The organism is Agromyces sp. NPDC058126 (assembly GCF_042884595.1).
Lineage (GTDB): Bacteria > Actinomycetota > Actinomycetes > Actinomycetales > Microbacteriaceae > Agromyces.
Genome location: NZ_JBHVTS010000001.1, coordinates 57,508 through 71,563 on the forward strand (window position 1 = coordinate 57,508; position 14,056 = coordinate 71,563).

Annotated in this window: 13 protein-coding genes; 5 read left to right on the plus strand and 8 right to left on the minus strand. The window is 71.5% G+C overall.

The window, feature by feature from the left end; translation table 11 throughout:
* Positions 1-35 precede the first annotated feature (35 nt).
* From ACFVTR_RS00295 to ACFVTR_RS00305, 3 genes are read right to left on the minus strand one after another with little or no spacing between them, the layout of a single operon-like run.
* A complete protein-coding gene (locus ACFVTR_RS00295) occupies positions 36-1,412 on the minus strand; it encodes an NAD-dependent succinate-semialdehyde dehydrogenase (protein WP_387033985.1) in 1,377 nt (458 codons plus the stop codon).
* Positions 1,413-1,438: 26 nt separating this feature from the next.
* Complete coding sequence (locus tag ACFVTR_RS00300; RefSeq protein WP_387033987.1) at positions 1,439-1,822, minus strand: cupin domain-containing protein; 384 nt, start codon at positions 1,820-1,822, stop codon at positions 1,439-1,441.
* Positions 1,819-3,267, minus strand: a complete 1,449-nt coding sequence (locus ACFVTR_RS00305) for an NAD(P)/FAD-dependent oxidoreductase (protein WP_387033989.1) — start codon at positions 3,265-3,267, stop codon at positions 1,819-1,821. The genes ACFVTR_RS00300 and ACFVTR_RS00305 overlap by 4 nt, the downstream gene beginning before the upstream one ends.
* Positions 3,268-3,412: 145 nt before the next feature.
* Between ACFVTR_RS00305 and ACFVTR_RS00310 the strand changes: the two genes are divergently transcribed.
* Entirely contained in the window at positions 3,413-5,653 is a 2,241-nt protein-coding gene (locus ACFVTR_RS00310; protein WP_387033991.1) for an AAA family ATPase, read from the plus strand.
* 2 nt (positions 5,654-5,655) lie between these two features.
* On the opposite strand, the gene ACFVTR_RS00315 is transcribed toward ACFVTR_RS00310, so the two are convergent.
* A complete protein-coding gene (locus ACFVTR_RS00315; RefSeq protein ID WP_387033992.1) occupies positions 5,656-5,982 on the minus strand; it encodes a hypothetical protein in 327 nt (108 codons plus the stop codon).
* Positions 5,983-6,194: 212 nt separating this feature from the next.
* Between ACFVTR_RS00315 and ACFVTR_RS00320 the strand changes: the two genes are divergently transcribed.
* The 3 genes from ACFVTR_RS00320 to ACFVTR_RS00330 all read left to right on the plus strand — a co-directional run bounded on the left by ACFVTR_RS00320 (position 6,195) and on the right by ACFVTR_RS00330 (position 9,802).
* Entirely contained in the window at positions 6,195-8,549 is a 2,355-nt protein-coding gene (locus ACFVTR_RS00320; RefSeq protein WP_387033994.1) for an arylsulfatase, read from the plus strand.
* A gap of 47 nt (positions 8,550-8,596) precedes the next feature.
* Positions 8,597-9,274, plus strand: coding sequence for a GAP family protein (locus tag ACFVTR_RS00325; protein WP_387033995.1), 678 nt, complete (start codon positions 8,597-8,599; stop codon positions 9,272-9,274).
* A 123-nt stretch (positions 9,275-9,397) separates the two neighbouring features.
* A complete protein-coding gene (locus ACFVTR_RS00330) occupies positions 9,398-9,802 on the plus strand; it encodes a hypothetical protein (RefSeq protein WP_387033996.1) in 405 nt (134 codons plus the stop codon).
* Between the two features lie 76 nt (positions 9,803-9,878).
* Here ACFVTR_RS00330 and ACFVTR_RS00335 read toward each other — a convergent pair whose 3' ends face one another.
* From ACFVTR_RS00335 to ACFVTR_RS00345, 3 genes are all read right to left on the minus strand, one after another.
* Positions 9,879-11,339, minus strand: a complete 1,461-nt coding sequence (locus tag ACFVTR_RS00335; RefSeq protein WP_376941649.1) for a helix-turn-helix domain-containing protein — start codon at positions 11,337-11,339, stop codon at positions 9,879-9,881.
* A 135-nt stretch (positions 11,340-11,474) separates the two neighbouring features.
* The gene (locus tag ACFVTR_RS00340; protein WP_387033998.1) at positions 11,475-12,017 is read right to left on the minus strand and encodes a cysteine hydrolase family protein; all 543 of its coding nucleotides are present in this window, start codon (positions 12,015-12,017) and stop codon (positions 11,475-11,477) included.
* Positions 12,018-12,151: 134 nt separating this feature from the next.
* Positions 12,152-12,559: a winged helix-turn-helix transcriptional regulator gene (locus ACFVTR_RS00345; RefSeq protein ID WP_387034000.1), complete on the minus strand. Its 408-nt coding sequence runs from the start codon at positions 12,557-12,559 to the stop codon at positions 12,152-12,154.
* A gap of 81 nt (positions 12,560-12,640) precedes the next feature.
* Between ACFVTR_RS00345 and ACFVTR_RS00350 the strand changes: the two genes are divergently transcribed.
* Positions 12,641-13,513 (plus strand): NAD-dependent epimerase/dehydratase family protein, encoded by an 873-nt coding sequence (locus ACFVTR_RS00350; RefSeq protein ID WP_387034002.1) that lies wholly within the window; start codon positions 12,641-12,643, stop codon positions 13,511-13,513.
* A gap of 22 nt (positions 13,514-13,535) precedes the next feature.
* On the opposite strand, the gene ACFVTR_RS00355 is transcribed toward ACFVTR_RS00350, so the two are convergent.
* Positions 13,536-13,973 carry a VOC family protein gene (locus tag ACFVTR_RS00355; protein WP_387034003.1) on the minus strand — a complete coding sequence of 146 codons (438 nt, stop codon included), beginning with the start codon at positions 13,971-13,973 and terminating at the stop codon, positions 13,536-13,538.
* Between the last annotated feature and the right edge of the window lie 83 nt (positions 13,974-14,056).

Consider the following 14,056-nt stretch of genomic DNA (forward strand, 5'->3'; position numbering starts at 1 on the left):
CGGCGTGATCGTGCCGACGGCAGGAGCCGGGCGAGCTACTTCGCGACGAACCGCAGACGGCGGTTGGCGAACTCGCCGATGCCGACCGGGCCCATCTCGCGCCCGAAGCCCGAGCGCTTCACGCCGCCGAAGGGCAGCTCGGCGGCCTCTGCCGCGATCGTGTTGACATGGGTCATGCCGACATCGAGCCGGGAGGCGACCCGGGCGGCGCGCGCCTCGTCGGTCGAGAACACCGAGCCGCCGAGGCCGAAGGGGCTGTCGTTGGCGACGTCCACGGCCTCGTCGTCGCTGTGCACGCGGTAGACCGTCGCGACCGGGCCGAACATCTCCTCGCGGTACGATTCGGAGTCGCGGGGCACTCCCGTCAGCACAGCGGGCGAGAAGTACGCGCCGGGGCCCTCGGAGAGCACGCCGCCCACCTCGAGGGTCGCGCCCTCGGCGACGGCCTTCTGCACCTGGGCGTTCACGGTCTCGGCGGCAGCCCGCGATGAGAGGGGGACGTACTGGCCTTCGCCGAGGTTCAGCTGGTCGCCCGGCTCGAGCCCGGTCGCGAGGCGGCGCAGCTCGGCGACGAACTCGTCGTAGATGTCGTCCATCACGATGAGCCGCTTGTTCGAGTTGCACACCTGGCCGCCGTTGTAGACGCGGAAGTCCCAGGCCGCCTGCGCGACGCTCGCGACGTCGTCGGAGTCGAGCACGACCATCGCGTCGTTGCCGCCGAGTTCGAGCACGCACTTCTTCAGGTGGCGGCCGGCCTGCTCGCCGATGATGCCGCCGGCCCGCTCGGAGCCGGTGAGCGAGACGCCCTGCACCCGCGGGTCGGCGATCATGGTCGCGATCTGCTCGTGCGAGGCGAACACGTTCTGGTAGCCGCCGACCGGAACCCCGGCCTCCTCCATGATCGCCTGGATCGTGAGGGCCGAACGGGCGCAGATGTCGGCGTGCTTCAGGATGATCGTGTTGCCGAGCACGAGGTTCGGGGCCGCGAAGCGGGCGACCTGGTAGTACGGGAAGTTCCACGGCATGACGCCGAGGAGCGCCCCGACGGGCAGCTGCTCGATGATCGCCTTGCCGGGGATCGTCGACGGGATCTCGTGGTCGGTGATCAGGCTCGGCCCGTGCACCGCGTAGTACTCGATGATCGAGCGGGCGAACTCGACCTCGTCGAGCGACTCGGCCATCGACTTGCCCATCTCGACGGCGATGAGCCGCGCGAGTTCGTCCTTGCGCTCCTCGAAGAGCTCGGCCACCCGCTTGACCACCGCGGCGCGCTCCTGCACGCTGCGCTCGCGCCACTCGCGGTAGGCGGCGTCGGCCGCGGCCAGGGTCTCCCCGATCTGCGCGTCGGTGGCGACCTCGAAGGTCTCGACGATCTCGCCGGTCGCGGGGTTCTGCACCCGATACTTCGCCATGATGTTCCTCTTCTTCTCTCCGAGCCTCAGCGCTCGATGAATACCTTGCGGAGCGGCTCGCGGACCGTCCAGATCGTCTTCATGCCCGCCTCGAGGCGGACGACCGCCCCCGGGGCGAGCACGATGGGGTCGCCGGGCCGGCCGGTCGACGGCACATGCTCGAACTCGACCGTCGCGGCCCCGGCGAGCACGACGAAGACCTCGTCGACCTCGACGTCGCGCATCGCGCCGACCGACATCTCCCAGACGCCGATCTCGCCCGCGCCCGACTCGTCGAGCGCGAGATAGGCCGTCGTCGGGCTGCCCGCGACGACCTGCTCGGCCGGCACCGGCTCGTGCTCGAGGGCGAGCCCCGAGGCATCCGTCAGCGCGCCGGCGATGAGGCGCAGGGCGGTCTCGTCGGCGCTCACGAGTCGAACCCCAGTCCGAGCGCGTCGAGCGTCTTCAGCAGCAGGTTGCGCCGGCCGCGGTTGTGGTCGGCGCGGTCGAGCGACCAGCGGGTCGCGTTGATGCCGATCGCGGCGGCCGGCTCGGGAGGGAAGGGCAGCGGGCGCTTGCGCACCATCTCGAGGGAGGTGCGCTCGTTCTCGCGACGCTCGAGCAGGTCGAGCATCGTCTCGGCGGCGAAGCGGGTCGACCCCACGCCGAGGCCGGTGAACCCGGCGGCGTAGGCGACGCGGTGGTCGCGGGCCGTGCCGAAGAACGCGGTGAACTGGGTGCTCGTGTCGATCGCCCCCGCCCACTGGTGGCTGAACCTCAGTCCTTCGAGCTGCGGGAACGTGGTGAAGAAGTGGCTCGCGAGCCGCTGCCAGCTCTCGGGCCGGTGCTCGTACGACTCGCGCACCTTGCGCCCGTAGTTGTAGATCGCGTCGTATCCGCCGAAGAGGATGCGGTTGTCCTTCGAGAGCCGGTAGTAGTGGAACTGGTTGGCCATGTCGCCGATGCCCTGGCGGTCGTTCCAGCCGATGTCGGCCAGCTGCTGCGCCGAGAGCGGCTCGGTCATGAGCACGTAGTCGTACACGGGCACCGTCATGAGCCGGTTGCGCTTGAGCAGCGACGGGAACACGTTCGTCGCGAGCACGGCGTGCTTCGCGTCGATACGGCCGCCGTCGGTGACGACGCTGACCGCACCCGTCGAGCCGGGCGTCTCGAGGCGGCGCACGGGGGAGTGCTCGAAGATCTCGACGCCGCGCTCCTCGGCGACGCGCGCGAGCTCCGCGGCGAGGCGCGCCGGGTGCAGCATGCCGTTGGTGCGCTGCTCCCAGACGCCCGCGAGGTACGTCGGCGAGGCGACCGAGGCCTGCATCGCGGCCTCGTCGAGGTACACGAGGCCCTCTTCGCCGCGTGCGGTGGCCTCGTCGTACCACTCTTTGAGCCACTCGACCTGGTGCTCTTCGACGGCCGGGGCGAGCTGTCCGGTGCGCTCGAACTGGAAGTCCATGCCGTACTTCGCCTCGGCGGCCTCGATCGCGTCGAGGTTCTCGAGCCCGAGCCGGTCGAGGGTCTCCATCTCCTTCGGCCAGCGCGCCATGCCGTTCTCGTGGCCGTGCGTGAGGCTCGCCTCGCAGAAGCCGCCGTTGCGGCCCGAGGCCGCCCAGCCGACCCGCTTCGCCTCGACGATCACGACGTGCGCGTCGGGGTTGCGCTCCTTGGCGAGCAGCGCCGTCCAGAGGCCGGTGTAGCCGCCGCCGACGACGACGAGGTCGGCGACCGCCGTGCCCGCGAGCTTCGGCCGCGAGGGCTTCAACGCCTCGGGCAGGTCGTCGATCCAGAAGGTCGAATGCGAGGTGCCACCGAGCGCGTGCTCGATGACGGAGGGCTGGGGGATGCGTCGTTCGAAGACGGTGGTGCCCACGGGTATCACTCCGATGCGATGGTTGGTTCCCCCATCCTCGCCCGGCGGGGCGAGGGACCGCCACTTCGCGCTGTCGCGAGTTCGAAGGCGGTCCGGACAAGGTGTCGCACGCGGGATCCGCGTGCGCACTCCATAGAATCCGGATATGGACGGACTGACGACCGTGCAGGAGGACGCTTCGTCGCCATCGGGCGATGAACCCGCGTCGCAGAAGTTCGCGCCGCCGCGCGGTCGCGGCGGCGGCGTGAGCCGCCGCCGCCTGATCGAGCGCGCCCGGTCGTCGCAGGCTCGGCTCGTGAGCCTCGCGGCCCCGGCCGGGTACGGCAAGTCGACGCTGCTGCGCGAATGGGCCGAGCTCGACGATCGCGTGCTCGTCTGGGTCTCGCTCGACCGGTTCGACAACGACCCGGCGGTGCTCATCGACGTGCTGGCGGGCGCGTTCGCACGCGCGGTGCCTGGCGACGGGCGCCTGGCCGCCGTCGCCGCCCGCCCCATGACCGGGCCGGCGGTGCTCGGTCGGGCGGCGCCCATGCTCGCCGCCGCGATCGACCTGGTCGAGTTCCCGTTCGTGCTCGTGCTCGACGACCTCCACGAGGCCGAGACCCCTGCCTGCCAGGATGCGCTCGAGGTCGCTCTCGGCCGCATCCCGACGGGGTCGCAGGTCGTCATGGCGAGTCGACGGGTGCCCGAGTTCCTCTCCCGCCTGCGTCTCGGCGGGGAGGTCGTCGAGATCGGCGCCGATCAGCTGCGCCTCGACGTGGACGACGCCCGACGGGTGTTCGACACGCTCGACGCCGCGGCGGACGACGGCGAGCTCGCGCGCCTCGTCGAGCACACCGAGGGGTGGCCCACCGGGATCGCGCTCGCGGCGCTCGCCGCGCGCGACGGCGGGCATCCGGTCGACATCGGCGGCGACGACCGCTTCGTCGCCGACTACCTCTATCGGGCCTGCTACCGGGCGCTCGACGCCGACGACCAGTCGTTCCTGCGGCGCACCGCCCTGCTCGAGCACCTCTCGGCCGGATGCTGCGACGCGGTGCTCGCCCGCGACGACTCGCGGGCCCGGCTGGGCGAGCTCGAGCGGCGCGGGCTCTTCCTCGTGCCGATCGATCGACGTCGGGGCGAGTACCGGTACCACCAGTTGTTCCGCGAGTTCCTGCTCGCCGAGTTCGACCGCGTCGAACCCGGCGAGGGCCCCGAGCTGCATCGCCGGGCGGCGGCGTGGTGCGAGCGGCACGGCGAGGTCGCGCTCGCGATCGAGCACCTCCTCGCGGCCGGCGAACGGCGCCGCTCGGTGCGACTCGTCGCCGAGCGCGCACTCGGCGCCTACCAGGCCGGTGAACTCGCCGCCGTCGCACGATGGATGCACGAGCTCGGCCCCGAGGCGATCGCCGAGTACCCGCCGCTCGTCGTGCTCGCGGGCCTCCGCGCCATCCTCGACGGACATGCCGCGGAGGCGGACGGCTGGGCCCGGCTCTTCGACCGCATCGAGTACGACGGCCCCGCCGAGTTCGGATTGCCGAGCTACGACTCGGCTCGCGCGATGGTGCGCGCGATCATGTGGCGCGGGGGTCTCGCCGCGGCCACGGCCGACGCGGCCTTCGGACTCGAGTCGGAGTCGCCGTCGAGCCTGTGGCACGACCAGGCCCTGCACCTCGTCGGGTGGACCCGCCTGCTCGCGGGCGACACGGAGGCGGCGATCGAGGCGTTCGAGCGGTCGTCGGGTCAGGCCGAGCTGTTCGGCAACGCCGATTCGATCGTGCTGAGCGAGGCCGAGCTCGCGATCATCACGCTCGACCGGGGCGAGGTCGCCGCGGCCGGCGGCCACGTCGACCGGGGGCTGGCCGCGATCGCCGAGCACGGCATGGACGGCTACGCGACCACCACCCTCGTGCTCGCAGTGGGCGCCCGCGTCGCGATCCGGCGAAAGGACGGCCCCGCCGCGAAGCGCCTGCTCGCGCGCGGGATGCGCGACCGGGGACTCTGCACCCACGTGATGCCGGTCCTCGCGGTCAAGGTCCGGCTCGAACTCGCCCGCGCCTTCGTCGCGCTCGGCAAGGGGTCGACGGCGGCGCACCTGCTGCAGGAGATCGACGAACTCCTGCGGGTGCGCCCCGACCTCGGCACGCTCGTCGGCGACGTCGCCGAGCTGCGGTCCTCGATGGAGCAGTCGCGCGAGGTGCTCGGGGCCTCGCCGCTCACCCCGGCCGAGCTCCGGCTGCTTCCCTACCTGCAGACGCACCTGACGATCGGCGAGATCGGCGATCGGCTGTTCGTCTCCCGGAACACCGTTAGCTCGCAGCTCGGCTCGGTCTACCGCAAGCTGCAGGTCACGACGAGGGGCGCGGCCGTCGAACGGGCGGAAGAGCTCCGCCTGCTCGGCTGAGCTCAGTCGTCGGCGGAGACGAAGGTCTCGAGGTCGAGGTCGAGTGCCACGGCGAGGTGCTGTGCCGCTGCCACCGCACGCGGCATGCCGATGACCGGAATCACCGCGACGATGAGCTGCACCAGCTCGGCCGCCGTCGAGCCCGCCCGGATCGCCCCGTCGACCGCCGAGGAGAACGAGGCGTCGGTCCCGCCGACGCCGCAGAGGGCGCCGAGACGGGCGAGCGCGAGCGACTTCGGGCCCAACGGTCCGGCCGGCTCGGCGAGGCCCTCGCTCGAGAGCCGGTCGTCGTCGATCGCCAGGCGACGCAGCAGTTCGAGGTGGTCCATGCCCGACCTCCAATCGGTGCTCCGATCACACCCCCCTTCACGGGGTTCCGCATCATGCAGATCACGCGAATGATTGGGGCGTGTGCGGATCGCGCGATCTGCGTGATGCCGAGACGGCACCGGGGCCGCACGATGGATGGCCCGCGCCGGTGCCTCGCGCCGTGCACTTCCGCGCACTCCGCCGACGGGCGCGGGGAGGACAGGAGAACCCCATGACCGACACCGCATCCCGCTCGATCATCGGAACGCCGCTGCCGCCGGCGCGCACGCTGCCGTTCCCGCCGAAGGGCTCCGGCAGCATCGCCGGCCGCACCCTGGCCGAATCGACGTACTCGCCCAAGCCGCCCGACCGCCACCTCGGCGAGCAGGCGCCCAACATCCTCGTGATCCTCATCGACGACGCCGGTCCTGCGCTGCCCGCCCCGCTCGGCGGCGTCGTCGAGACGCCGACGCTCGGCCGCCTGCGCGACGAGGGCATCGGCTTCAACCGATTCCACACGACGGCCATGTGCTCGCCGACCCGCGCCTCGCTCCTCACCGGCCGCAACCATCATCGGGTGGGCTCCGGGCAGATCGCCGAGCTGGCGAACGACTTCGACGGCTACTCGGGGCACATCCCGAAGTCGAGCGCGACGATGGCCGAGGTGCTGCGCAACTACGGTTACTCGACCGGTGCCTGGGGCAAGTGGCACAACACGCCCGCGGAGGAGACGACGAAGTCCGGGCCGTTCGACCGCTGGCCGACCGGCTACGGCTTCGAGTACTTCTACGGCTTCCTCGCGGGCGAGGCATCCCAATACGAACCGAACCTCGTGCGCAATACGACCTCGGTGCTCCCGCCGCGCTCGCCGGAGGAGGGCTACCACCTCAGCGAGGACCTGGCGGACGACGCGATCGAGTGGCTGCGCGACCACAAGGCGAACGCGCCCGACAAGCCGTTCTTCATGTACTGGGCCACTGGAGCCATCCATGGGCCGCACCACATCATGAAGGAGTGGGCCGACAAGTACGCGGGAAGGTTCGACGACGGCTGGGACGCCTACCGCGAGCAGTCGTTCGCAGGGGCGAAGGCGGCAGGGTGGATCCCCGAGGATGCCGAGCTGACCCCCCGCCCCGAGAGCCTGCAGGGCTGGGACGAGATCCCCGACCACCAGAAGCCGTACCAGGCCCGCCTGATGGAGGTGTGCGCCGGCTTCGGCGAGCACGCCGACGTGCAGGCAGGGCGCCTCGTCGACGCGCTCGAGGCGATGGGCTACGGCGACGACACGCTCATCGTCTACATCTGGGGCGACAACGGGTCGTCGGGCGAGGGTCAGAACGGCACGATCAGCGAGCTGCTCGCGCAGAACATGATCCCGACGACGGTCGATCAGCACATCGCCGCCCTCGAGGAGCTCGGCGGACTCGACGCGCTCGGCACGCCCGCGACCGACAACCAGTACCACGCCGCCTGGGCGTGGGCGGGCTCGTCGCCGTACCAGGGCATGAAGCTCATGGCCTCGCACCTCGGCGGCACCCGCAACCCGATGTTCATGCGGTGGCCCGGGCGGATCGAGCACGATCCCGAGCCGCGTTCCCAGTTCCACCACGTGATCGACCTCGTGCCGACGATCTACGAGGTGATCGGCATCCCCCATCCCGAGCAGGTCAACGGCATCCACCAGGATCCGATCGACGGGACGAGCCTCGCGTACGCCGTCGACGACGCGTCGGCCGACGGGCGTCATCGCACGCAGTACTTCGAGATCATGGCCTCCCGCTCGATCTACTCGGACGGCTGGATCGCATCGGCGACCGGGCCGCGCCTGCCATGGGTGCCGGGCGCCCCTCCGGGTATGGCGACTTGGACGCCCGATGCCGACGTGTGGGAGCTCTACCACCTCGACGAGGACTGGAGCCAGGCCCACGACCTCGCCGCCGACCAACCCGAGAAGCTCGCCGAGATGCGGGAGCTCTTCGCGATCGAGGCGGCGAGGAACGAGGTGCTGCCGATCGGCGGCGGACTCTGGGTCATGCCGTTGCACCCCGAGGACCGCATCTCGGTGCCCTACACGGAGTGGGAGCTCTCGGGCGACACCGTGCGGATCCCCGAGTTCTGCGCGCCGGCGCTCGGCAACACGCCGAACACCGTCACGATGAAGCTCCAGCTGCCCGAGCGCACGAACGGCGTGCTCTACAAGCTCGGCGGCGCCGGCGGCGGGCTCACCTGCTTCGTCGTCGACGGGGTGCTCACGTACGAGTACAACCTGTTCCTCGTGCAGCGCACCACGATCGCGTCGGCGTCGCCGATCGCCGCCGGCGAGCACGCGATCGAGGTCGTGACGGACTACGTCGAGCCCCGTCCGGGAGGTCCGCTCTCGGTGACGCTGCGGGTCGACGGTGCCGAGGTCGGGTCGGGCACGGTGCCGATCAGCGCGCCGCTGCTGTTCTCGGCCAACGACTGCCTCGACATCGGCCGGGCGTACGGCGGCGCGGTGTCGCGGGCGTACGCCGATCGCATGCCGTTCGCCTTCGACGGGGCGATCGATTCGGTGCACGTGGCGTACCACCGGCCGGCGATGGCCTGATGCCGGCCGACGACCCACGGCGATGACGAATCCGCGATCGGGGCGACATGAGCGGGATGCTGGAGGCCTTCGTCCACGTCGTGCCGATCGCGGTCGCGGTCGCGGCGAGCTCGGTGCCGATCCTCGTGACGTTGTCGATCCTGCTCTCGCCGAACGGCGAGCGGGTCGCATGGCCGTTCCTCACGGGGTGGATCCTCGGGATGACCGCGCTCGCCGTCGTGTGCACGATCGCGGCCGAGGCGCTGCCGAGAGCTGGGTCGCCACGGGAGCCCGCGCAGGCGGTCGGCATCGCCGAGATCGTCGTCGGCGCGCTCATCATCGTCGTGGCCGTCGTTGGGCGCCTGCGCGCACCGCGCCGCTCCTCTGACGATCCGCCGCGGTGGCTCGAGCGCATGAGCCGGATCGGCTCGGGCGAGGCCTTCGCGCTCGGGGCCGTGCTCAACATCCGGCCGAAGTCGCTGCTGCTCGTCATCGCCGCCGGGCTCGCGGTGCGCGGGGCGGAACTGACGGGCGTCGAGTCGACCGTCGTGCTCGCCTGCTTCATCGCCATCGGGGCGTCGACCGTCGCCGTGCCGGTCGTCGCCGCGAAGCTCGCCCCCGATCGGACCGCACCGCGGCTGACGATCCTGCGCGAATGGATGTCCCGGCACAGCCGTTCCATCACCGGGCTCATCCTCGTCGTGATCGGCGTCTTCGTCATCGTCTCGGGCATCGGCCGGCTCTGACCGCCGGCCGCATTCGGCCCCGGGATTCACGCGAACTGCGTGATGTCCCGCGGGGCGGCCGCTCAGTAGCGTGACGACGACGGACGCGGTGCGCGCCCGCCGAATCCACTGGGAGGAATCGACATGAGCGACACCGAGACGACCGGCTGGGTCGGTTGGGGCTACTTCGCGGCGATCATGCTGCTCGTCGCGGGCATCTTCGACGCGATCTACGGCCTCATGGCCATCATCGGCCCCGACAGCGCCTACTTCCTGACGAACGAGGGCCTGTTCCTCATGGATGTCGCGGGCTGGGGCTGGTGGCACCTGATCATCGGCATCGTGCTGATCCTGGCTTCGCTGGCGCTGTTCGCCGGCGCGACCTGGGCGCGCGTGGTGGCGATCATCCTCGCGATCGTGAACGCGGTCGGCCAGCTGTTCCTGCTGCCGTCGCAGCCCTGGTGGTCGCTCATCGTGATCGTGCTCGACATCCTCGTGATCTACGCGCTCACCGTGCACGGCCGGGAACTCCGCAAGGCGGCGAGCTGACCTGATCGACCAGCGCCCGGGCGGGCCGGCCCTTCCGCCGGCCCGCCCGGGCGCTTCGTCGTGCGTCGCCGCCTGCTCAGCGCGGGGCGTGCGCCTCGAGGAACTGGTAGACCTCGGTCTGGTCGACGCCCGGGAAGGTGCCCGTGGGCAGCGCAGCGAGCAGCGAGGTGGGCGTGCGCGCGGCGGGCCACGAGGCATCCGCCCATTTCTCGGCGAGGCCCGACGGGGCCTGGCAGCACGCGGGGTCGGGGCAGCGCGACACCGCACGATGGGGTGTCTCGCGGCCGCGGAACCACTTGACGTGCTCGAACGGCACGCCCACCGACACCGAGTACTCGCCCTCCTTGGCCTTCTCGATGCGCGAGGTGCACCAGAACGTGCCCGACGGGGTGTCGGTGTACTGGTACCACGGGCTGTAGCGGTCCTCGACGTCGAACACGGTGCGCGCCGTCCAGTTGCGGCACATCGTGGTGCCCTCGATCGCGCCGAGCGCGTCGCTCGGGAACCGCACCCGGTCGTTCTCGTACGCCTTGATGATCGTGCCCGACTCATGCACCTTCGTGAAGTGCACGGGGATGTCGAGGCGGGCAGTCGCGAGGTTCGTGAAGCGGTGGGCGGCCGTCTCGTACGAGACGGCGAAGGCGTCGCGCAGGTCCTCCATGGAGATGCGCCGCAGGTTCTTCGCCTCGGAGAGGAAGCGCACCGCGGCCTGCTCGGGCAGCAGGAGCGCGGCCGTCAGGTAGTTCGTCTCGATGCGCTGGCGCAGGAACTCGGCGTAGTTCGCCGGCTCCTCGTGGCCGAGCAGGTGGCTCGCGAGCGCCTGGAGGATGGGCGAGCGGGAGTCGCGCGAGGGTGACTGCTGCGTCGGCAGGTAGATGCGCCCGTGGTGCTTGTCGGTCACCGATCGCGTCGAGTGCGGCAGGTCGCCGACGTAGTGCAGCGAGTAGCCGAGGTGCGACGCCATGTCGGCGACGAGCTGGTGCGACACCGGCCCGCCCGTGTGCCCGACCGCTTCGAGCAGCTCGGCCGCCTTCTGCTCGAGCTCGGGGTAGAAGTTGTCGCGGGCGCGCATCTCGGCGCGCAGCTCGCCGTTGGCGCGGCGCGCCTCCTCGGGGGTGGCCGCGCGCTCGCGATGCAGGCGGTCGATCTCGTTGTGCAGGGCGAGGATCGTCTGCAGGGTCTGGTCGTTCATCGTCTTCGCGACGCGGAAGGGGTCGAGCCCGAGGGCGGCGAACACGGGGCCGCGTTGTGCGCGCTCGACGGCGATCTCGAGGGCGACCCGCTCGTTCGGGGCGTCGGTGCGCAGCAGTTCGTCGACCGTGGTGCCGAGTGCGAGCGCGATCGTGCGCAGCATCGAGAGGCGCGGCTCGCGCTTGCCGTTCTCGATGGCGCTCACCTGCGAGGGCGCCCGGTCGATCGCGCGGGCCAGCTCGCCGAGCGTCATGCCGCGGGCGGTGCGGCGGTCGCGGATGCGCCGGCCGAGCGTGAGCGCGTCGAGCTGTTCGGCGGCTTCAGCGGTGGCATCGACGGTGATCATGCCATCGATGGTCACACGTGCCGGCGGTTCACGCAAACGGAAGATTCGCAGAAGTTCTGCGAATAATGGGCCGCAGGTGCGGCTGCCTCCTTGAAACGGATGCCTCGCCAGCGAAGAATCCGTGAAGTGCTCACCCTACGCGATGATCTCCTCGGCGCTCGCGACCGTCGCGTAGCTGCCGTCGAGCGCCGCCATGAAGGCCGCGTGCACCTGCGCGCCCGGCACGAGGACCCCGCCGAACTCGAGGTCGGGGGCGGCGCACGCGTCGTGGGCGACGGTCACCGTCCAGCCGGCGTCGGCCGCCGCGCGCACGGTCGCGTCGACGCACATGCTCGACATCATGCCGGCGACGACGAGCTCATCGGGGGCGATCGCGCGCAGCCGCTCGTCGAGGTCGGTCTCGAGGAACGAGTTCGGGTTCTCCTTCGTGACGAGCGGCTCGTCGGCGAGCGGTGCGACCGACGGGTGGATCTCGACGCCCGGGGTGCCCGGTTGGAAGAACGCCGCATCGGGGGCGTCCCAGATGTGCTGCACGTGCACGACCGGCTCACCGCGCTCGCGCCAGGCGGCGAGCAGTCGCGAGGCCTGCGCCGCCGCCGCGTCGGTGCCGACGAGCGGGTGCCGGCCGCCGGGGAAGTAGTCCTGCTGGATGTCGATGATGATGAGCGCTCGGGTCACACGCCCAATGTAACGAGCGCCGCGGCGCCGTGGCGCGTCGAATTCGCGTGCGCTCGCCGGAATGGCAGGAGCGACGCGGAGGATGGCGCGGTCGCGCGGTTCAGCCGGTCGCGCGATTCAGCCGGTCGCGCGGTTCAGCCGGTCGCGCGATCGCGGGAGGCGAGCACCTCGGGCACGTGCCGCTCGGCCCATTCACGCATCGCGGCGATCGGCTCGAGGAGCGAGGTGCCGAGCGGCGTGAGCGAGTACTCGACGCGGGGCGGCGAGTCGGCGTAGGCGCGACGCTCGACGAGCCCGTCGGCCTCGAGGGCGCGCAGCGTCTCGGTCAGCACCTTCGGGGTGACCTCGCCGACCCGGGCGCGCAGCTCGGTGAAGCGCAGCGTTCCCGCGCGCGAGAGGGCGAGGATGACGAACATCGTCCAGCGCTCGCCGATGCGGCTGAGGATCACCCGGCTCGGGCAGTTCGGCGAGAGCACGTCGCGCTCCTCGTCGTCGAACGGAGTCGCGGCAGCGGGCGCGGTGGTGACGTGGTGTTGCGACATCCGACCCCCGATGACGGCTCGTGCTTCCCTCGAGGGAAGTTCCGTTGAAGTAACCGGCGTCCGCTCCGTAGCGTCGCAGGCATGAGGATTCTACTGACCGGGGGAACCGGATACATCGGATCGGCCGTGCTCGAGGAGCTCGTCGCGCACGGGCACGAGGTCGTCGCGATCGTGCGCAGCGAGCGCGCGGCCGAGGCGGTCGAGGCGCGCGGCGCGACGGCCGCCATCGGCGAGGCGACGGATGCCGCGTGGCTCGCCCCGCTGCTCGCCGACGCCGACGGCGCCGTGCACGCGGCCGCACCCGCGACCGATGCCGCGGTCTTCGACACCGCGATCGCCGACGTCGTCATCGAGGCCTTCGGCGGCACGGGTCGCCGCTACGTGCACACCGGCGGCATCTGGGCGTACGGCGCCGGCGACGCGCTCGACGACGACGCCCGGCCCGATGCACCTGCCCTGGTCGCCTGGCGGGTGCCGATCGAGGAGCGACTGCTCGCGTCATCCGTCTCGGCGACGATCATCGCCCCCGGCGTCGTCTACGGCGACGAGCGCGGGCTCGTGCAGCTCATCACCGAGGCGCCGCGCGACGCCGACGGCCGGATCCTGCTGCTCGGCGACGGCGAGCAGCACTGGACCTGGGTGCACGTCGACGACCTCGCCCGCCTCTACCGGCACGCACTCGAGCACGACCGCGCCCTCGGCCGCGTCATCGGCAGCGACGGCGCGCCCACCACGGTGCGCGCGGTCGCCGAGGCCGTCGTCGCGCAGGGCGGCGCGAACGGTGTCGTCGCCGAGGGGGCGGATGCCTCGCGCTCGCGCCTCGGCGCGGACTTCGCCGATGCGCTGCTCCTCGACCAGCGGGCCGACGGTGCGAAGGCGCGAGCCCTCGGCTGGCTGCCCGTGCACGGCAGCGTCATCGACGAGGTGGTCGGGCAGGAGGCCTCCGCCGCCTGACCGGCGGGCGGCGGGGCGGGCGTCACGCCTCCTGCACGAGTTCGTCGCGCGCCGGCCGGGCGAGCACGTCGAGGTAGTGCACGTTCGTCATGACCCCGAGCACGTTGCCGAAGGGGTCGACGACCGACGCGGTCACGAAGCCCGGCCCGTGCTCGGTGATCGGCAGCAGCGGTGCGGCGCCGAGCTCGACGAGCCGCGCGACGGCGGTCTCGAGCTCGTCGACGTGCCAGTGCACGAGCGCGCCGCCCGCGCCGGCCCCGAGCTCGGCGGGAGCGAACCGCCGGTCGATGAAGCCGAGCTCCTGCTGGTGGTCGCCGATCCGGAACTCGACGTACGCGGGGCGGCCGTCGGGCCCGGGGCGGCTGAAGTACGGCTCGATGCCGAGCACCTCGGTGTACCAGGCGGCGGCCGCGGCGGGGTCGTCGACGTAGCAGTTGATGGTGGCGATGCCTCGAAGCATTTGGTTCTCCCTCGTGATCCGGCGACCCGTCGTCGCCTGGTGACTCCATGATCGAACGCAGAAGTGCTCACCTTCTGACTACT

Coding starts and splice junctions, on each gene's coding strand:
- ACFVTR_RS00295 (WP_387033985.1), bottom strand. CDS start 1,412: ATGGCGAAGTATCGGGTGCAGAACCCCGCGACCGGCGAGATCGTCGAG.
- ACFVTR_RS00310 (WP_387033991.1), top strand. CDS start 3,413: ATGGACGGACTGACGACCGTGCAGGAGGACGCTTCGTCGCCATCGGGC.
- ACFVTR_RS00315 (WP_387033992.1), bottom strand. CDS start 5,982: ATGGACCACCTCGAACTGCTGCGTCGCCTGGCGATCGACGACGACCGG.
- ACFVTR_RS00320 (WP_387033994.1), top strand. CDS start 6,195: ATGACCGACACCGCATCCCGCTCGATCATCGGAACGCCGCTGCCGCCG.
- ACFVTR_RS00325 (WP_387033995.1), top strand. CDS start 8,597: ATGAGCGGGATGCTGGAGGCCTTCGTCCACGTCGTGCCGATCGCGGTC.
- ACFVTR_RS00330 (WP_387033996.1), top strand. CDS start 9,398: ATGAGCGACACCGAGACGACCGGCTGGGTCGGTTGGGGCTACTTCGCG.
- ACFVTR_RS00335 (WP_376941649.1), bottom strand. CDS start 11,339: ATGATCACCGTCGATGCCACCGCTGAAGCCGCCGAACAGCTCGACGCG.
- ACFVTR_RS00345 (WP_387034000.1), bottom strand. CDS start 12,559: ATGTCGCAACACCACGTCACCACCGCGCCCGCTGCCGCGACTCCGTTC.
- ACFVTR_RS00350 (WP_387034002.1), top strand. CDS start 12,641: ATGAGGATTCTACTGACCGGGGGAACCGGATACATCGGATCGGCCGTG.
- ACFVTR_RS00355 (WP_387034003.1), bottom strand. CDS start 13,973: ATGCTTCGAGGCATCGCCACCATCAACTGCTACGTCGACGACCCCGCC.